Origin of the sequence: Blautia sp. NSJ-175, from assembly GCF_022867815.1 — a bacterium.
GTDB classification, from domain to species: domain Bacteria; phylum Bacillota; class Clostridia; order Lachnospirales; family Lachnospiraceae; genus Blautia; species Blautia celeris.
This window is the reverse complement of the sequence record NZ_JALIFQ010000003.1, coordinates 81,507-101,515: the sequence shown is the minus strand read 5'-3', so window position 1 is coordinate 101,515 and position 20,009 is coordinate 81,507. Positions and strand designations below refer to the sequence as shown.

General features: G+C 49.0%; 15 protein-coding genes and 1 other annotated feature. Of the genes, 13 read left to right on the top strand and 2 right to left on the bottom strand.

Features of this window, described 5'->3' with window-relative positions; all coding sequences use genetic code 11:
* The first annotated feature begins 66 nt into the window (after positions 1 to 66).
* The 6 genes from MUB35_RS06075 (at position 67) to MUB35_RS06050 (ending at position 8,750) form a co-directional block, all read left to right on the top strand.
* Entirely contained in the window at positions 67 to 1,257 is a 1,191-nt protein-coding gene (locus MUB35_RS06075; RefSeq protein WP_227211643.1) for a Gfo/Idh/MocA family protein, read from the top strand.
* 105 nt (positions 1,258 to 1,362) lie between these two features.
* Positions 1,363 to 1,869, top strand: coding sequence for an SEC-C metal-binding domain-containing protein (locus MUB35_RS06070; protein WP_033139414.1), 507 nt, complete (start codon positions 1,363 to 1,365; stop codon positions 1,867 to 1,869).
* A gap of 68 nt (positions 1,870 to 1,937) precedes the next feature.
* Positions 1,938 to 2,714, top strand: a complete 777-nt coding sequence (locus MUB35_RS06065; protein ID WP_225305374.1) for a YdcF family protein — start codon at positions 1,938 to 1,940, stop codon at positions 2,712 to 2,714.
* A 43-nt stretch (positions 2,715 to 2,757) separates the two neighbouring features.
* A complete protein-coding gene (locus tag MUB35_RS06060) occupies positions 2,758 to 6,003 on the top strand; it encodes an SNF2 helicase associated domain-containing protein (protein WP_244805889.1) in 3,246 nt (1,081 codons plus the stop codon).
* Positions 6,004 to 6,417: 414 nt separating this feature from the next.
* Complete coding sequence (gene thrS, locus MUB35_RS06055) at positions 6,418 to 8,349, top strand: threonine--tRNA ligase (protein ID WP_033139449.1); 1,932 nt, start codon at positions 6,418 to 6,420, stop codon at positions 8,347 to 8,349.
* Between the two features lie 80 nt (positions 8,350 to 8,429).
* The gene (locus MUB35_RS06050; protein WP_033139417.1) at positions 8,430 to 8,750 is read left to right on the top strand and encodes a DUF1540 domain-containing protein; all 321 of its coding nucleotides are present in this window, start codon (positions 8,430 to 8,432) and stop codon (positions 8,748 to 8,750) included.
* 55 nt (positions 8,751 to 8,805) lie between these two features.
* On the opposite strand, the gene MUB35_RS06045 is transcribed toward MUB35_RS06050, so the two are convergent.
* Positions 8,806 to 10,161, bottom strand: coding sequence for a sodium-dependent transporter (locus MUB35_RS06045; RefSeq protein WP_103732171.1), 1,356 nt, complete (start codon positions 10,159 to 10,161; stop codon positions 8,806 to 8,808).
* Positions 10,162 to 10,565: 404 nt separating this feature from the next.
* On the opposite strand from MUB35_RS06045, the gene infC reads away from it, so the two are divergent.
* From infC to MUB35_RS06020, 5 genes are all read left to right on the top strand, one after another.
* Positions 10,566 to 11,060, top strand: coding sequence for a translation initiation factor IF-3 (gene infC, locus MUB35_RS06040; RefSeq protein WP_033139419.1), 495 nt, complete (start codon positions 10,566 to 10,568; stop codon positions 11,058 to 11,060).
* A 37-nt stretch (positions 11,061 to 11,097) separates the two neighbouring features.
* A complete protein-coding gene (gene rpmI, locus MUB35_RS06035; protein WP_033139420.1) occupies positions 11,098 to 11,295 on the top strand; it encodes a 50S ribosomal protein L35 in 198 nt (65 codons plus the stop codon).
* A 36-nt stretch (positions 11,296 to 11,331) separates the two neighbouring features.
* On the top strand, positions 11,332 to 11,688 hold the full coding sequence (gene rplT / locus MUB35_RS06030) for a 50S ribosomal protein L20 (protein WP_033139421.1): 357 nt from the start codon (positions 11,332 to 11,334) through the stop codon (positions 11,686 to 11,688).
* A gap of 206 nt (positions 11,689 to 11,894) precedes the next feature.
* Positions 11,895 to 12,143, top strand: a binding site (T-box leader).
* Positions 12,144 to 12,238: 95 nt separating this feature from the next.
* Entirely contained in the window at positions 12,239 to 12,745 is a 507-nt protein-coding gene (locus tag MUB35_RS06025) for a TRAP transporter small permease (protein ID WP_033139422.1), read from the top strand.
* Entirely contained in the window at positions 12,746 to 17,080 is a 4,335-nt protein-coding gene (locus MUB35_RS06020; RefSeq protein ID WP_244805888.1) for a DctP family TRAP transporter solute-binding subunit, read from the top strand.
* 113 nt (positions 17,081 to 17,193) lie between these two features.
* Here the strand turns inward: MUB35_RS06020 and MUB35_RS06015 are convergent, their stop codons facing one another.
* Positions 17,194 to 17,784, bottom strand: a complete 591-nt coding sequence (locus MUB35_RS06015; protein WP_148392575.1) for a LysE family transporter — start codon at positions 17,782 to 17,784, stop codon at positions 17,194 to 17,196.
* A 172-nt stretch (positions 17,785 to 17,956) separates the two neighbouring features.
* Between MUB35_RS06015 and MUB35_RS06010 the strand changes: the two genes are divergently transcribed.
* Both MUB35_RS06010 and MUB35_RS06005 read left to right on the top strand, forming a co-directional pair.
* Positions 17,957 to 18,643 carry a polysaccharide deacetylase family protein gene (locus tag MUB35_RS06010; protein ID WP_033139424.1) on the top strand — a complete coding sequence of 229 codons (687 nt, stop codon included), beginning with the start codon at positions 17,957 to 17,959 and terminating at the stop codon, positions 18,641 to 18,643.
* A 9-nt stretch (positions 18,644 to 18,652) separates the two neighbouring features.
* A complete protein-coding gene (locus tag MUB35_RS06005) occupies positions 18,653 to 19,969 on the top strand; it encodes a replication-associated recombination protein A (RefSeq protein ID WP_103732140.1) in 1,317 nt (438 codons plus the stop codon).
* The last annotated feature ends 40 nt before the right edge of the window (positions 19,970 to 20,009 follow it).

The window sequence follows — 20,009 nt, the reverse complement described above, 5'->3', positions numbered from 1 at the left end:
ACATATTAAAAATTTAAAACACTCTATAGCAAAATACATCACACAGACAGAAAAGGAGCCGGTCAAATGGAGAAACTGAGAGTCGGAATCATAGGATTAGGATGCAGAGGATACAGCCTTATGCGGGATGTCATTCTCAGAATGCAGGATGTGGAGGTGACTGCAGTCTGCGATGAATATAAGGACAGAGTACAGGCAGCGTCAAAACTTGCAGAGGAAGCAGGCGGTAAGCCGCCCCTGGCGGCAGTTGATGTGCAGGAGGTACTGGACAGCCCCCTGGTTGACGCTGTGGTTATAGCTTCTGCCTGGGAAAGCCACATTCCCATTGCGGTGAGAGCCATGCATGCCGGGAAGGCAGTGGGCATGGAGGTAGGCGGTGCCTACAGTGTAAAACAGTGCTGGGATCTGGTGGATGCCTGGGAAGCCACAAAGGTTCCCTTTATGCTTTTGGAAAACTGCTGCTATGGCAGAAGAGAAATGATGGCCATGAACATGGTAAAAAAAGGAATATTTGGGAAGATCATCCACTGCAAAGGCGGCTATCTCCACGACCTGCGGGAAGAGATCGCCGGAGGAAAAGAAAACCGTCATTACCGCCTGAGAAATTACATACACAGAAACGCGGAGAACTATCCGACCCACGAATTAGGTCCCATTGCCCAGATCCTGAATATCAACAGAGGCAACCGGATGCTTACACTCACTTCAACAGTATCCAAAGCGGAAGGCCTTAGGGAATATTTATCAGACAGCACATCCGCATTTGCTCAGGGAGACGTGGTGAACACCATAATAAAATGTGCCGGAGGCGAAACCATTCTTCTCACACTCAACACCACCCTGCCCAGATTCTACAGCCGCGATTTCACAGTCTGGGGGACAAAGGGCATGTATGAGGAAGCGACCGATTCCGTTTTTTTGGATAAAATAGACGCGGCGTATGATTTTAAATGGAAAGAAAAATGGGGTAATGCCGCTGAATATGAAAAGGATTACGAGCATCCCACATGGAAAAAATTTCTAGCAGAGGGTATAAAGGGCAGTCATGACGGCATGGACTGGCTGGAGTTTGAAGCATTCTTTGACAGTGTGAGAAATCACAGACCATGCCCCATTGATGTGTACGATGCAGCGGCGTGGATGTCCGTCACTGCCCTTGCAGAAGAGTCTATTGCCCTTGGCGGACATCCCGTGGCAATTCCTGACTTTACAAATGGAAAATGGATCCTGGCAGGGGAAAACCGCGAATACGCCTGATAAAAGTAAGGATTGAAAAAATCCGCCATATCGTATATACTATATCTGTCAGGCGTTTCGGGACGCCTCAAAAATACGATAATAAGTAAAAGGTGGTAAAGATACATGGCATTATTACAGGAATGGAGAGATGTTGCTTATTCTCAGGAAGCAGACAAAGCGCAGCTGCAGAAATTCTGGACCAACTATTTTCTGATCGAAAAAGGAATCTATGAGAAACTTCTGACCAATCCGGACGAAGTAGTTCGCGGCACAGTGAAAGACCTGGCTGATAAATTTGAAGTTGACGTTATGACCATGGTCGGATTCCTGGATGGCATCAATGACAGTCTGAAAGTACAGAACCCGATTGAGGAGATGGACGAGAATACCGAGGTAAACCTGGGATTCGATAAGGAAATGCTCTACAAGAATATGGTAGACGCAAAAGCAGACTGGCTGTATGAGCTTCCCCAGTGGGACGAGATCTTCACAGAGGAGCAGAAAAAAGAGCTGTACAAGGAGCAGAAGAAATCCGGTACCGTCGTAAAAGGACCGAAAATCGGACGTAATGATCCATGTCCATGCGGAAGCGGTAAAAAATATAAACACTGCTGCGGCAGAAATAAATAATCAAATAAGATGCAGTATTTTCAGAGGGGCGGTGGAGAACCGCCCCTTTGTGTTTAGAAAGGATACGAATGAAGACTTTATGCATGATCCTGGGGAGCCTTTGTTCCCTCTATTTTATAGGAATCACAGTCTATGCGGGCCTGTCCTCCCTGTTTCCCTGCATCTGGGCAGCAGGCGGTGTTTTCTTCTATGGAATCGCCGTACTTCTCCATCTGAACAGCAGACACGGCGTGCTGGCCGGATTTTCACTTCCGCCGGTTATAAAAAACAGTCTGATTGTTCTGGCAGCCCTCTGCATCCTTGTCTTTTTGACAGTGGAGGCTCTGATATTTACGGGGATGTTCCATCATCCTTCGGAAAATCTGGACTACCTGGTCGTGCTGGGCGCCCAGGTAAACGGTACAAAGCTGAGCAACTCCCTGAGACTCCGGGTGGAGCGTGCCGGGGAGTATCTGGAGGAAAACCCTGAAACAAAAGCAGTCCTCTCCGGGGGAAAGGGAACAGGGGAGGATATCACAGAAGCTGAGGCCATGTACCGCTATCTGGAGAAAAAGGGCATCTCCCCGGAACGCCTTCTGAAAGAGGAGCATTCCACAAACACCAGCGAGAATCTGAAATTTTCTCTGGAGATCATTGATAAAAAGGAAGACAACAGAGGAAAAGAGGCATCCATCGGGGTAGTTACCAACAATTTTCATGTGTACAGAGGTGTCAGCCTTGGGAAAAAGCTGGGATGCAGGCATGTGGAAGGAATCCCGGCAAAAAGCAACGCGTTTTTACAGGTGAATTATCTTGTGAGAGAATTTTTCGGGGTCCTGAAGGACAAAGCAGTGGGAAATATGTAAGAGGCAGTAAAAACGTTAATTTTCAGCAATCGGAGAAGAAGAAATGTTAAAAATCAGTACGATCAAAGACAATTGTTTTCCTGCCATGTATCAGCGTGGGAAAGCACTTTTTGACAAAAAAGCCTATAAGAGTTTTTTGGTTGAGGACTATCTGGAAGACGACAAAGAAGTCAGTGCCCAGGTGAAGGGAAGCGAAGGCAAATGGTATGAGACAACAGTTGTCTTTGATGCAGAGGATGAGATCACGGATTATATCTGCAGCTGTCCGGCAGCCGGAGCGTATTTGGGTATGTGCAAACACTGCGTGGCAGTGGCGCTTGCCTACCGGGAGACCCAGATGCCGGCAGATTCTCTTGGTACCGTTGATTTTCCTTCAAAAACCCCCGCAAACCGCAGGACATCTGATACCCTGAAGGATACCATTGCAAAATACGCGGTGAGGAACAATGCGTATCTGCTGGGGGAGTATTACGGACAGGTACGCCTGGAACCGATCATCACCTCTTCTTATAACCAGTTTCACATTGAATTTAAAATAGGTGCCGGCAAGCTGTATGTCTTAAAAAATATCTGTAAAATGCTGGACTGCGTGGAAAAGGGAAAATATGATTCCTATGGAAAGAACCTGGGATTTATCCACGACCGCTCTGCCTTTACTCCGGAAGCTCTTTCCTGGATCGACCTGCTGACCGACTGCCTGAAGACGCAGTTTCACAACATGGAGTTCAGCAGCCAGGTATACAGTTCCAATTTCCGTAAAATCGGTTTGAGCAATTACGGCATGGACAGGGTCCTGCAGAAATATACAGGCGGAACCATAGAGATAGACGGAAAGCCTTATCAGGTCATCTGCGGCAATCCGGTGATCAGGATGGAAATCGTAAAGACAGAGGAGGAGGGCGCCAGTATTTACCTGCATTCTCCAAAGTGGATCAGGGGTACGGTCCATGACTATCTGCAGACAGAGGATACGATCTATCAGTGTACGCCGGAGTTTTCCAGGGATATGATGCCCATCATCAAAGCGCTGAATACGGACAGTATACAGTATTACCAATATCAGCACAGGGACCGCACCATTTTTCTCAATAGGGAGGATTATACCGCGTTCTGCGCAGCTCTGCTCCCTATATTGGAACAGTATGCGGATATCCAGATGAATGACATTGATTTTGACGAATACCAGCCCCAGGAGGCAGAGTGCAGCGTCTACCTCAGTGTGGATGAGAAGATCCGGGACGCCATCTGTATGCGTGCACAAGCCGCTTACGGAACCACGGTCTATGATCTTTTTGACGACGTGGACCCCTCCAGCCAGTACCGCGATATGCAGAGGGAGGGGGACCTGAAAAGATGCCTGGAAAAGTATTTTGACATCTGTAAAGGTACAGGGGAACACTGCGGCCTGTGTACCTCAGAAGAGAAAATGTATGAGCTTCTGGACATGGGATTCCATGAAATCCGTGAACTGGCAGCGCTTTTTGTAGATGATAAGATCCGTGGAATGCGCATTCTCCCCTCTCCGAAGGTCAATGTGGGCATTGGTCTGTCCGGGGATCTGCTGAATCTGGATATCCGGGTGGAGGACATGGATCCGGGAGAAATGGAACATATCCTTCGGGGATACCGCAGACGGAAAAAGTATTACCGTCTGAAAAGCGGTGATTTTATCAGCCTGGAAGACAATGGCCTTTCCCTGGTATCTGAACTCTCCCAGGGACTTTCTTTTGACGAGAAAGAGTTTGGGGAAGGCAGTTTCCAGGCTCCAAAATACCGGGCTTCCTATATAGCGGAAACCCTGAAAACACATTCCGGCAAAGTGGATGCCAGACGAAGCACGGAATTCAAACAGCTCATCCGAGATATGAACAGCTATCAGGACAGTGATTTTGAGATTCCCGGAGAATTGAACGCGGAACTGAGAGAATATCAGAAGAACGGATTCCGCTGGCTGGCCATGCTGTCCCAGTGGGGCTTCGGCGGCATTCTGGCGGATGATATGGGGCTTGGCAAGACACTGCAGGTCATCGCACTGCTGGAAATGAAGAAGGAGGGCGCGCTGATCGTCTGTCCTGCCTCCCTGGTCTATAACTGGGAAAGCGAAATCCTCCGGTTTGCGCCTGACCTGACAGTAAAAGTGGCGGTTGGAAACAGCCGGCAGAGGGAAGAAATCATAGAACATGCGTCTAAAGAAGATATATTGGTGACCTCCTATGATCTTCTGAAACGTGATCTGGATCTGTACAAAGAGAAGGTCTTTCCATATATGGTCATAGATGAGGCACAGTACATCAAAAATCCGGCCACCCAGGCTGCAAAAGCTGTGAAGGAGATACCGGCGGTACACCGTCTGGCACTGACGGGAACCCCTATTGAGAACCGGCTCAGCGATCTGTGGAGTATTTTTGACTTCATTATGCCGGGGTATCTGTACAGCTACAAAAAATTCAGGGAAGAGCTGGAACAGCCCATTGTCCAGAATGAGGACGGGAACGTCATGGAGCGGCTGAAACGGATGGTGAACCCCTTTATTCTGCGCAGAAAGAAACAGGATGTGTTAAAAGACCTGCCGGACAAGCTGGAGAAGACCATCTATGTGAAGATGGAGGAGGAGCAGAGAAAGCTCTACGACGCCAGGGTTGCCAGACTGCAGATGGAGCTGTCAGGCCAGAGCGAGGAGGATTACCAGAGCCAGCGCATGAAATATCTGGCAGAGCTGACAGGGCTGCGGCAGATCTGCTGTTCCCCTCTGCTCTGCTACGAGAATTACAGAGGCGGTTCCGCAAAACAGGAAAGCTGTGTGGAGCTGGTACAGGATTTAGTACAGGCGGAACACAGGATTCTGCTGTTTTCCCAGTTTACCACCATGCTGGAACTGCTTGCAGCGGAATTTGACAAGGCGGGAATTTCTTATCTCTATCTTTCAGGGAAGAATACAAAAGAACAGCGCCGGGAGATGGTGAAAAAGTTCCAGAACGGGGATGCCCAGGTCTTCCTTATTTCCCTGAAAGCAGGGGGAACGGGGCTGAATCTCACAAAGGCGGACGTTGTCATCCACTATGACCCGTGGTGGAACGTGGCAGCCCAGAACCAGGCTACAGACAGGACCCACCGCATCGGACAGGAGAATATTGTAACAGTCATGAAAATAGTGGTGAAGAATACCATAGAGGAGAAGATTCTGTCTCTCCAGGAAAAGAAGGCCCGCCTTGCGGAAAACGTTATGGAAGGGCAGGCAGTGGCAGACCACAGGATCAGCAGGGAGGATCTTCTGGAGCTGCTAAAATAGTGCCGGATGCGGGCAGAGTCCCTGTGTTCTCTCAGAGAAAAATGGTTGACAAAAATATTTCTGCCGTTATAATGAAAAGTAGATTCATACAGAAAACGCGATGACGAGACGAGTAAAATGCGGAAGTTCCCAGAGAGGGCTGCATATGCTGGAAGCAGCCTGTTCAGGAAGCATTTGAAAACTACCTCCGAGCGGCCCCAATCCGGCCCGGTGATTCCGTTATCATCAAATGAGTGGTGAACCGGTCTTCTGAGAAGAAGACAGTGTACAACAAGGGTGGAACCGCGAGTAATGACAGTTACCCGTCCCTTGCAGTCAGAAATGGCTGCATGGGACGGGTTTTTTGCTGCCAAGGAGTCCGCCGTCATCGCAGGAACCAGCAAATGCAGAGAGAAAAGGAGAAGCAGAGGAATTATGATTATCACATTAAAAGACGGGTCAAAGAAAGAATATGATCATGCCATGTCTGTGATTGATATCGCTTCTGATATCAGCGAAGGTCTGGCAAGAATGGCTTGTGCCGGAGAAATGGACGGACAGGCAGTGGATTTGAGAACAGTTGTGGACAGCGACTGTGAGCTGAGCATTCTGACCTTTCAGGATGAGGGAGGCAAGGCAGCATTCCGCCACACTGCATCCCATATCATGGCCCAGGCGATCAAGCGCCTGTATCCGGATGCCAAGCTGGCAATCGGACCATCCGTTTCCGACGGCTTCTATTATGATATTGACAGAGAAATCCCCCTGACAGCGGAGGATTTGGAAAAGATTGAAGCGGAAATGAAGAAGATCGTGAAGGAAGGCCTGCCCCTGGAACGCTTTGAACTTCCGAGAGAGGAAGCCATTGCTTTCATGAAAGAAAAGGAGGAGCCTTACAAAGTAGAACTGATCGAAGACCTGCCAAAGGATGCTGTGATCAGCTTCTACAGACAGGGAGAATTTACAGACCTGTGCGCAGGCCCCCATCTCATGACTACAAAACCGGTGAAGGCATTCAAGCTCACAAGCCTTGCAGGTGCCTACTGGAGAGGCAGCGAGAAAAATAAAATGCTCACCAGGATCTACGGCACGGCATTTACTAAGAAGGCAGACTTGGAGGAACATCTGGCAAGGATCGAGGAGGCCAAAAAGCGTGACCACAGAAAGCTGGGAAAAGAGCTGGGCCTGTTCATGATGCGGGATGAGGGACCCGGATTCCCCTTCTTCCTGCCAAAAGGCATGGTGCTGAAAAATACCCTTCTGGATTATTGGAGAGAGATCCACACAAAAGCCGGCTATGTGGAGATTTCCACTCCGATCATGCTGAGCCGCCATCTGTGGGAAACCTCAGGTCACTGGGATCACTATAAAGAGAATATGTACACAACCGTCATTGACGAACAGGATTTTGCCATTAAGCCCATGAACTGCCCGGGCGGCATTCTGGCTTACCAGTCTGAACCGCGTTCCTACCGCGACCTGCCCCTGCGCATGGGCGAACTGGGACTGGTACACCGCCATGAAAAATCAGGCCAGCTTCACGGACTCATGCGTGTGCGCTGTTTTACACAGGACGATGCCCACATTTTCATGACACCGGACCAGATCAGGGATGAGATCAAGGGTGTTGCCAGCCTCATTGACCAGGTTTACAGCCTGTTCGGATTCAAATACCATGTGGAGCTGTCCACACGCCCTGAGGACTCCATGGGAAGCGATGAGGACTGGGAGATGGCAACAGAGGCTCTGCGGGGCGCTCTGGATGACCTTGGACTTGACTATGTGGTAAATGAAGGGGATGGTGCCTTCTACGGACCGAAGATCGACTTCCATCTGGAGGACTCCATCGGCAGAACCTGGCAGTGCGGAACGATTCAGCTTGACTTCCAGCTGCCCCTTCGTTTTGAGCTGGAATACATCGGCGCTGACGGGGAAAAGCACCGTCCTATCATGATCCACAGGGTAGCATTCGGCTCCATTGAGCGTTTCATCGGTATTTTGATCGAGCACTTTGCAGGTGCATTCCCGACCTGGTTATCACCAATCCAGGTGCGTGTTCTGGCAATCTCCGACAAATATATGGATTACGGCAAAAAAGTCCTGGCAGAGCTTCAGGAGGCGGGAATCCGTGCGGATATGGATACAAGGGCTGAGAAGATCGGATACAAGATCCGTGAGGCCAGACTGGAAAAGATTCCGTACATGCTGGTTGTAGGCGCCAAAGAAGAGGAGGAGGGCCTTGTGTCCGTGAGAAGCCGTTTCCTGGGCGATGAGGGTCAAAAAGACCTGGGCGGATTTATCACAGCCATCAAAGAAGAGATCAAAAGCAGGGAAATCCGTGAAGTGAAAGCAGAAGAGCAGAAATAAATTTATAAAAAAATCAATGGTATAAAAAAGTACAGCCGGACGCATACTATTTCCGACGAAATTTAAAGGAGGAAATGACTATGCCATTATTAAGCTGTACTGCAAGAACCTGTATTTATAACAAAGATGAATACTGTTCCAAGGGAGACATTCTGGTAGACGGAAGCGATGCAAAGGTTGCAGACGAGACCTGCTGCCGCAGCTTTGAGGAGAGAGGAGAATCTGCATCCAATTCAGCCGCTGCTGAAAGCTGCGGATGCCGTACCATTGATGTGGACTGCCGCGCATGTACCTGTACCTTCAACAAAGAAGAGAAATGCCATGCAGACAAGATCACCATCACAGGAGGAAGTGCCTGTCGCTGTGACGAGACAAAATGCGGAAGCTTTGAAAAACGATAAGATATGAAAAAGAGCCGTACCTGTGGAGAAATTCACAGGTATGGCTCTCTTTTACTCAGACTTTGATCCAGCCCATTGCCTCAGAAACTGCAAAGATCAGAATCATGATCAGGCAGATAGGTGCGATCCATTTCAGCATTATTGTATAGAATTTTTTCATTTTGAACGGTCCGTTCAGCTCCACTTCATCACACACAGCTTTTGGTTTGATGAAGAAACCGATACTAATACAGGTCAGAATGGCTACGATCGGCATCAGCACACTGTTGCTCAGGAAGTCGAAGAAATCCAGAAGTCCCAGTCCGATGATCTGGACGAAATCCAGCGGTCCGAAACCGAGGGATACCAGCGCGCCCAGAAGCAGTACATATATGGTGACCACAATGGTAGTTTTCCTTCTGCTCCAGCCCAGTTTGTCGCGGATGATAGACACATTGGTCTCCATCAGTGAGATGGAGGAGGTCAGTGCCGCGAACAGCACCAGAAGGAAGAAGACTGCACCGATCAGTCCGCCCAGTGTCATGTTGTCAAATACCTTAGGCAGAGTGATGAACATCAGGGATGGCCCCTTGCTCAGCGCCTCTTCATTGCCGCCGGAGAATGCGAATACGGACGGAATGATCATAAGACCTGCCAAAAAGGCGATTCCGGTATCGAATATTTCAATCTGGCGGACAGATTTTTCCAGGCTGTTGTCCTTCTTCATATAGGAACCGTATGTGATCATAATACCCATAGCCAGTGACATGGAGTAGAATAACTGTCCCATGGCAGCCAGCACTGTGGTAGCTGAGAAACGGCTGAAATCAGGCAGCAGATAGTATTTCACACCTGCACCTGCACCCGGTCTTGTGATACAGAAGACAGAAATGCCCAGTGTCAGTATGATCAGCACAGGCATCAGAATCCTGCTGGCTTTTTCGATTCCTTTTTCCACGCCGGCGATCACGACAATGGAAGTCAGCAGAACGAAAATTGCAAACCACAGCACCGGTGAACCGGCCTGGGTAATAAATCCGGTAAAATAGTCATCCCCGGCAGCAGCAGATACATTGCCGCTGACAAAAGTGATCAGGTATTTGATCACCCATCCGCCGATAACACAGTAGTAAGGTGTGATGATAAACGGAACGATACAGGCCAGATATCCGACGAAACCAAATCGTTTGTCCAGCTTTCTGAAAGCTCCGACTGCGCTCAGACCGGTTTTCCGGCCAATGGCGATCTCTGTAACCATCAGTGTAAACCCTAGTGTTACGGCGAGAATAAGATAGACGAGTAAGAAAATGCCTCCTCCGTATTTTGCTGCAAGGTACGGGAAGCGCCAGAGATTTCCAAGACCGACCGCGGAACCCGCAGCGGCAAGGACAAATCCCATCTTGTTAGAAAATGCTCCTCTTTTTTTCTCCATGATTCTCTCCCTTTTTTCGATGCTTTGCGCATCTTTTGTTGTATGTGAAACATTATGCCATTTTTTCAGACAAAAGACAAGATTTTTCTTATAAAAATAATAAACAAAATTATATTTAACACTTGACGGGGCGAAAATGGTGTGATAAACTTACCTAGTCTGAAGAAAAAGAAAGCAGAGTATCCACTCTCACCTTAGCACAATCGCGTGACTATGGTTAATACGGTAATAAACGAAGCGCCTTCAGCGTTTTCTTTATGCGGATATGTGTGGATAGTCGATCGTCGTCTATCCATTTTTTTCTTGTTTCTTTCAGGATGTTTTATGAGGTGGAAGGCCGGACGGCCGGCCAGGAACAGAGTGTTTTATCAATATTATGGAGGTGCACTACAATTAGCGATTTAATGATTAATGAACAAATCAGAGACAAAGAGGTACGTCTGATCGGCGCGAACGGAGAACAGCTTGGAATCATGTCTGCCAGAGATGCGCAGAAGCATGCAATGGAAGCAGGGCTTGACCTTGTAAAGATTGCCCCGACTGCGAAACCGCCCGTATGCAAAATTATCGATTATGGTAAGTACAGGTACGAATTAGCACAGAAAGAAAAAGAAGCTAAGAGGAAACAGAAAACCATAGAGATTAAGGAAGTGCGTTTGTCCCCTAATATTGAGGAAAACGACCTGAACACCAAGGTCAATAATGCCAGGAAATTCTTAACCAAGGGAAATAAAGTCAAAGTGACCTTACGTTTCCGCGGAAGAGAGATGGCACATATGTATAAGAGTAAACACATCCTTGATGAGTTTGCAGAGTCTGTAGCTGATATCGCGGTGATTGAAAAAGCACCGAAGGTAGAAGGCAGGACTATGACCATGTATTTGACAGAAAAACGTTAAACACGTTCACTAAAAGAGTCTAAGGAGGAATACAAACATGCCAAAAATGAAAACAACGAAAGCTGCTGCTAAGCGCTTCAAAAAAACAGGTACAGGATTATTAAAGAGAAATAAAGCTTACAAGAGCCATATCTTAACAAAGAAATCTCAGAAGAGAAAGAGAAACCTGAGAAAAGCAGCTATCACAGATGCAAGTAACGTAAAAGCAATCAAGAAAATTTTACCGTACATCTAATTACAGGATAGGTTCTAGAACAGGAGGAAATTAAGAATGGCAAGAATTAAAGGCGGATTAAACGCTAAGAAAAAACACAATAGAGTATTAAAACTGGCGAAAGGTTACAGAGGAGCACGTTCCAAACAGTACAGAGTTGCAAAACAGTCTGTTATGAGAGCTCTGACAAGCTCCTATGCAGGAAGAAAGCAGAGAAAACGTCAGTTCAGACAGTTATGGATCGCACGTATCAACGCTGCAGCAAGAATGAATGGTCTGTCCTACAGCAAATTCATGTATGGCTTAAAGCTGGCTAACATTGACCTGAACAGAAAAGTTCTGGCTGATATGGCTATCAACGATGCAGAAGGCTTTGCAACACTGGCAGAGCTGGCTAAATCCAAAATTGCTTAATTCGTAAGGAACATACAGCCGCTGCCCCAAGGAGCAATCCCGGGGCAGCGGCTTTTTTTCCGATGCGCGTTACGGACCGCACGCTGCTGTCCCGCCAGGTGCTTTCAGGCCAAAGGCCCCGTAAAAAAGTATTGACGTAATTCTGAAAAAGAAGTAAAATATCCATTAAGATATTATAAAATATTAGATGTGAACAATCAGAATTTGTAAATTCGATGAAGGGAAGCATAAGTTTCAGGATGGATGTTCAGAGAACTGCCGGCAGGTGTGAGGCAGGCGTCCGGGAGGCTTATGTATCATCCCGGAGAAGCAGCGCTGAAAGGCCGTTATGTTTGATTAGGCGCTGACGTAGGTTCCACGTTACAGGAAACACATATGTCAGTATGTTGCAAGTGCCGGCAGGGGTAACCCTGCGCGGAAAAAGGGTGGTATCGCGGATTCAGTTCGTCCCTCATGATTGGGGGGCTTTTTTTATGCTCTGAATGTGCGCCCTGCACGGGCATATGTGTGCGATTTTATATGTCTTACTATAACAAGAGGAGGAAATGTGATGAAAGTCTACAAGAAGATCATGGATGTGCTGGCAGCGGCTGAGAAGCTGATCCTGGCTGCATCCACACTGCTGATCCTGGTTCTCACCGTGGGAAATGTATTTTCCAGGAAAGTAATACACCGCTCCTGGTCATTTACGGAAGAGCTGGTGGTGGCAGTTTTTGTATTGATCACACTTATGGCAGCCGCTCTGGCCTGCCGGGAAGGAGAGCTGGTAAGCCTTACGCTGGTAACGGATAGGCTGCCCGGGAAGACAAAGAAACCCGTTGTCGTTCTTGTGACTGTGCTCTCAGTGATATTTACTGTAATATTGTTTAAATACGGCATGGATAAGGTGCTGACCCAGCTTGCCAATGGAAAGAGGACCTTTGTGCTGAACTGGCCGGAATGGATCTTCTGGTCCTTTGTGCCCATTGGCTCCGTCTGCATGATCCTGCATTTTGTGGAATACTGCATTGATTTCTGTACGGATTTTAAATTTGTCAAGAGAAAGGAGGAGGCGTAAATGGTAAGTGCGGTATTGTTTTTATCCTTTTTTATCTTTCTGATCCTGAATGTTCCCATTGCCATCTGTCTGGGCCTGTCCTCCGTGTGCGCGATTCTGTACTCAGGTACATCCCTGACGATCGTGGCTACCAATATGTATTCCGGCATCAGCAAGTTTCTGCTGCTGGCGATTCCGTTTTTCGTGTTGTCCGGAAATATTATGGCAAAGGCGGGAATATCCAAACGTCTCATTAAGTTTGTAAATACCTGTGTGGGACACAGAAGAGGCGGCATTGCCATTGTGTGTGTTATTGTGGCCTGCTTCTTCGGAGCAATTTCCGGCTCCGGTCCGGCTACGGTTGCGGCGCTGGGCGCGGTTCTGATCCCGGCCATGGTGGAGGAGGGAGGCTTCTCGGCACCGTTTTCCACGGCAATGATGGCAACGTCAAGTTCCATTGCCATTGTCATACCCCCCAGTATTGCGTTCGTGGTATATGCATCCATCACAGGTGTATCGATTGCGGATATGTTTGCCGGCGGTATCCTGCCCGGAATCCTTATGGGACTTGCGCTGATCCTTGTGATCATGATCGAAGTCCGCAGAAAAGGTATCCAGCCAACAACTAAGAAAGCCGCCTGGGGCGAGAGATTCCGCGCGTTCGGTGACGCGTTCTGGGGATTTCTGATGCCGGTTATCATTCTGGGAGGTATCTATGGCGGTATTTTCACACCGACAGAGGCAGCAGCCGTTTCCGTGGTATACGGACTCTTTGTGGGTATGGTCATCTACAGAGAAGTCAAGTTCAGGGATTTGATCGATATCTTTGTGGATTCAGCCAAGACCACAGGCGGTATCATGCTCATTGTGGCATGTGCGTCCCTGTTTTCCTTTGTCTGCACAAAGTTCGGAATCTCCCAGGCAGCCTCGGAGCTTTTAGGAAGTGTTGCCCACAATCAGTTCATTTTCCTTCTGATTGTGAATGTGATCTTCCTGATCGCGGGATGCTTTATTGATGCCAACTCCGCCATGTACATATTTATTCCCATTATGCTGCCGGTCTGCAAGGCGCTGGGATATGACCTGGTGGCCTTCGGTATTCTGGCAACCGTCAACCTGGCGATCGGACAGGTAACGCCTCCTGTGGGTGTCAATCTGTTTGTCGCCATCAGTATTAAGATCAAAAAGGGACTGGAAGTCAGCCTGCAGCAGATATCCAGGGCAGTTGTGCCCATGATCGCAGCGTGTGTAGTGGTGCTGCTGATGGTCACATATATCCCCCAGATATCTGTGTGCCTGCCCAAGGCTTTTGCCGGAAGCTCCTATACGGGAACCTCCAAGCTGACAGATCATGCGGACAGTACAGCCGGGGAAAACAGTTCTGAGGATTACAATGAGATCGGTGACTACAGTGATCTGGGCTGGGAAGAGCAGACCTGGAATTTTGCCTGCTCCACCACGGAGACCAGTACCTGGGCAAAGGCCGGGGAACAGTTCGGAAAGCTCATGGAGAAAGCCACAGGCGGCAAAGTACACGTAAAAGTATACGCGGCTGACCAGCTTACCAACGGCAATCAGTCCGAGGGTATCCAGGCCCTGATGAACGGAGACCCGGTACAGATCTCCATGCACTCCAATCTGATCTATTCTGCTTTCGATCCGCGCTTTAACGTGGTATCCCTGCCGTTTATCTTTAACTCTGTGGAGGACGCAGATGCCAAACTGGACGGCGAGGCAGGGGAAAAGATGAATGCGCTTCTGGAGGAATACGGACTGCACTGTATGGGGATGGCAGAGAACGGCTTCCGCCAGCTCACAAACTCCGTCAGAGAAGTGAAGACCGCGGAGGATATGAAAAACCTGAAGATCCGTGTGGCAGGCTCCAATCTGCTGATGGAATGCTACAAGAGATGGGGCGCTGATGCCACCAATATGAACTGGTCTGAAACCTATACCGCCCTGCAGCAGAATACGGTGGAGGGGCAGGAGAATCCCCTTCCGGCCATCGATGCGGCCAGTGTGCAGGAAGTGCAGAAATACTGTTCCATGTGGAATGCCAACTATGACTGTCTGTTCTTCTGCATCAATGAGGAGCTGTACGGCAGCCTTACACCGGAACAGCAGAAGGTAGTGGACGAGGCAGGAAAGAAGGCTGTTGACTATGAGCGCGATATCAACCGCTCCGGTGATGATGAGATTAAAGAGCGCTGGACCAAACAGAACGGCGTGAAGATCACAGCGTATGAGGACCTTGATATTGACTCCTTCAAGAATGCCGTTGCAGACATTCCGCAGTGGTATCAGGAGGAGCTGGTAAAAGAGGGATATGACGAAGCAGAGGTAAAAGAACTGATAGAAGCCTTTACCTCCGGGACATCCGGTAATTATGAAGTGGAAGACAGAAGTGACCTTGCCTGGGAGGAGCAGACCTGGAACTTTGCCTGCTCCACCACAGAGACCAGCACCTGGGCTGAGGCAGGGCGTAAATTCGGTGAAATGATGGAAAAGGCCACAGGCGGCAAAATTCATGTGAATGTCTATGCTGCCGACCAGCTTACCAATGGAAACCAGTCCGAGGGCATCCAGGCCCTGATGAACGGGGATCCGGTGCAGATATCCATGCATTCCAACCTGATCTATTCTGCCTTTGACCCGCGTTTCAATGTGGTATCCCTGCCCTTCCTGTTCGATTCTGTGAAGGACGCGGACGCAAAACTGGACGGGGCAGCCGGTGAGAAGATGAAAGAGATCCTGGAGAGCTACGGCGTGCACTGCATGGGCATGGCTGAGAACGGTTTCCGCCAGCTCACCAACTCTGTCAGGGAAGTAAAATCCGTGGATGACATGAAGAGCCTGAAGATTCGTGTGGCAGGTTCCAATCTGCTGATGGAATGCTACAAGAGATGGGGCGCTGATGCCACCAATATGAACTGGTCAGAGACTTATACCGCTCTGCAGCAGAACACCGTGGAGGGCCAGGAAAATCCCCTTCCGGCTATTGACGCAGCCAGTGTCCAGGAGGTACAGAAGTATTGTTCCCTGTGGAACGCCAACTATGACTGCCTCTTCTTCGGCATAAACCAGGAAGTCTATGACAAACTGACACCGGAGCAGCAGGAGGTTGTGGACGAGATCGGCCAGAAGGCCGTGCAGTATGAGCGTGAGATCAACCGTGCCGGTGATGATGAGATCCTGAACCGCTGGCAGACAGAAAACGGCATGGATGTGACAGCGTATGAAGACCTGGATATTGATTCCTTCAAAAAGGCTGTGGAGGACATTCCCCAGTGGTATGAGGAGGAACTGGTAAAAGAAGGGTATGACAAGGAAGAGGTCAGGGAACTGATCCGCGCGTTTACTTCTGCGGAGGGAAGCACCGCAGAGTATTCCATGGAGGATTCCAGTGATCTTGACTGGAACGCACAGACCTGGAATTTTGCCTGCTCCACCACAGAGACAAGTACCTGGGCAAAAGCCGGTGAAAAATTCGGGGAGCTGATGGAGCAGGCCACAGGCGGCAAAGTAAAGGTAAATGTCTATGCTGCCGACCAGCTCACAAACGGAAACCAGTCCGAGGGCATCCAGGCCCTGATGGACGGTGATCCGGTACAGATCTCCATGCACTCCAACCTGATCTACTCAGCCTTTGACCCGCGTTTCAATGTGGTCTCTATACCGTACTTATTCCAGTCCGTGGAGGACGCAGATAAGAAACTGGATGGGGAAGGCGGAGAGAAGATGAAAGAGATCCTGGGAGAATACGGCCTGCACTGTATGGGCATGGCGGAGAACGGATTCAGGGAACTGACCAACTCCGTACGGGAGATCAAGTCTGCAGATGATATGAAAGGGCTGAAGATTCGTGTGGCAGGCTCTAATCTGCTGATGGAATGCTACAAGAGATGGGGCGCTGATGCCACGAATATGAACTGGTCAGAGACTTACACGGCTCTGCAGCAGAACACTGTGGAGGGGCAGGAGAATCCCCTTCCCGCTATCGACGCAGCCAGTGTCCAGGAAGTACAGAAATACTGCTCCATGTGGAATGCCAACTATGACTGCCTGTTTTTCTGCATCAACCAGGAGCTGTATGACAGCCTGACACCTGAACAGCAGAAGGTAGTGGATGAAGCAGGCGCAAAAGCGGTAAAATACGAGCGTGAGATCAACCGCGCCGGAGATGATGAGATCAAGACGCGCTGGGCGAATCAGAACGGCGTGAAGATCACCGAATATAAAGATCTGGACATTGATTCCTTCAAAAAAGCAGTTGACGGGATTGATGACTGGTTTGTCAAAGAACTGAAATCACAGGGATATGATGACGGACAGGATCTGGTGAATGCTTTTAAATAGTATAAAATAAGAACTGCCGCCGGTACTGCATTCCGAGAGGGAAGCCGTACCGGCGGCAGTTTTTGTCTGTCTGTAAGCTGACCGTATGATTTACGGATTTCAGGTTTGACAGCCTACAGGATCAGTTTTACAGAGCAGCGGACAAGCAGCAGTGCAATGATGATATTGAATGCGATATAATACTTATTGTACCATTTCTGAAAGATACTCCCGATCAAAGCCCAGACAAGATTTCCTGTGGCGCCGAAGAATGTCAGGAAAAAGGCAAAGAAGATCAGCGCCGGAACCCCGCTTTCATAGGGCAGGACATAGCTGCTCAGAGCAGAGATGCCGTACAGGATAACTTTTACATTGATAAACTGCAGCAGAAAACCAGAGGCAAAAGAAGGCGCTTTTCCTGTGCCGTCATCTGCCTGCACAGGCTTTCTCTTAAGCACTGTAAAGGCCAGATACAGGATATAAGCCGCGCCTATGTATTTCAGATAGGGTACCACTCCGGGCAGCAGTTTTCCAAGCCCCACACTGAAGACTGCACAGAGAAGCATAATAGTCAGAAATCCGGTCCATATACCGGTGATCAGTTTCATGCTCCGTTTCAATCCGAACTGTCCTGTGGTACTCAGAAGCAGTACATTGTTAGGCCCGGGCGACCATCCTGTCACCAGGGCGTATACAGCCAGTGAAGATAATACATCGAATGTCATGTCAAAACTCCCTCCCTCGGCCGGCAGCACGATAGGTTTTGTTCCGGCCTGTTGCTGCAGACATTGTGAAATTATTATTTTGATATTTTATCATATTGACGTGTGAAGAGAAAGTCTTTTCAGAAAAATAAATACATATAAATAGAAGGAACAGTTTGGCCGGAGTTGCAAAATGAGTAAAAATAAAATATGGCTCTGTCTGGCAGTCTTTCTGGTTCTGACAGCAGCGGCAGCACTGAAATACAGTACGGAGTCTGTCGGACAGATGCACATACAGACAGCTGGTGAACTGTCCGATGAGGAGCACCCAAAGATCGCGCTGACCTTTGACGACGGCCCTCATGCGGTCTATACCCCTAAACTTCTGGATGGTCTTAAAAAGCGCGGCATCCATGCCACCTTTTTTCTGATCGGCAAGAATATTGAGGGAAATGAGGAGCTTGTGAAACGAATCCAGGAGGAAGGACACCTGATCGGCAGCCATACCTACAATCATGTTCAGCTCAATAAATTATCCGAGTCAAAAGCCAGGGATGAAGTGTTAAAGGGATGTAACAAGATATATGAGACCACAGGAACCTATTCCTCTTTTGTGCGCCCGCCCTACGGCGCCTGGAAAAAGAACCTGGATTTCTGCATTACCATGATCCCTGTGTCCTGGAATGTGGATTCACTGGACTGGAAAACGCAGAATACAGAAAAAATTGTAAAAAGGGTAGTGAAAGATGTGGAGGAAGGTGATATTATTTTAATGCACGATATTTTTGATACCTCCGTGGAAGCTGCCCTGCAGATCGCGGATGCGCTTACGGAGGAAGGGTACCAATTTGTGACAGTGGATGAACTGTTGCTGGAATAGGAGAACATAATGGATCTATTTGATTATATGAAAGAACAGACTCTGGAGAATGAATCGCCCCTGGCCTCCAGGATGCGCCCCACGACACTGGAAGAGGTGGTGGGGCAGGAACATATCATCGGTAAAGGAAAGCTGCTTTACCGTGCCATCAAAGCGGACAAGCTGGGCAGTGTGCTTTTCTACGGGCCTCCGGGCACGGGAAAGACCACGCTGGCCAAAGTCATTGCCAATACCACCAGCGCCCAGTTCCAGCAGATGAATGCAACGGTTGCCGGAAAAAAGGACATGGAGGAAGTGGTGAAAAAGGCGCAGGACTATCTGGGTATGTACGGGAAGAAAACGATCCTTTTTATTGATGAGATACACAGGTTCAATAAGGGACAGCAGGACTACCTCCTTCCGTTTGTGGAGGACGGAACCTTGATACTAATAGGCGCCACCACAGAGAACCCCTACTTTGAGGTAAACAGCGCCCTGATCTCCCGTTCCATTGTCTTCGAGCTGAAGCCTCTGGAGCGTGAGGACATCAGCAGGCTTCTCATTCGGGCCGCCACGGACGTGGAGAAAGGGATGGGAAGCTATGACGTGGATCTGGAGGAGGATGCCAGGGAATTTCTGGCGGATATCGCAGGCGGGGATGCCAGGGCAGCGCTGAATGCCCTGGAACTGGCAGTGCTGACCACAGAAAAAGCGGCGGACGGAAAGATACATGTGACCCTGGACGTGGCCTCTGAATGTATCCAGAAGCGGGTGGTGCGCTATGATAAGACCGGTGACAATCATTATGATACTGTGTCCGCATTTATAAAGAGCATGCGTGGATCTGATCCGGACGCGGCAGTTTATTATTTGGCAAAGATGCTGTACGCAGGTGAGGATATCAAGTTCATTGCCAGAAGGATCATGATCTGCGCCTCAGAGGATGTGGGAAATGCAGACCCGCAGGCGCTGGTGGTGGCAGTGGCAGCAGCGCAGGCAGTGGAGCGCCTGGGCATGCCGGAAGCACAGATCACCCTTTCCCAGGCCGTGACCTATGTAGCAAGCGCCCCCAAGAGCAATGCTGCCTGCATGGCAGTTTTCCATGCATCCGAATCTGTGAAGTCTGTCCGCACAACCGTACCGCCCCATCTCCAGGATTCCCATTACAAAGGGGCAGCCAAGCTGGGACATGGTGTGGGATATAAATATGCCCACGATTATCCGAATCATTATGTGGAGCAGCAGTATCTGCCTGCAGAGATATTGGGGAGTCATTTTTATGAGCCTACGGAGAATGGGTATGAAAAGAATATCAGAGATTATCTGGAACGGATTCGCAGAGGATAGAGGTTAGTATGCCCGGGGGCATTGTGGAACTTATGGCACA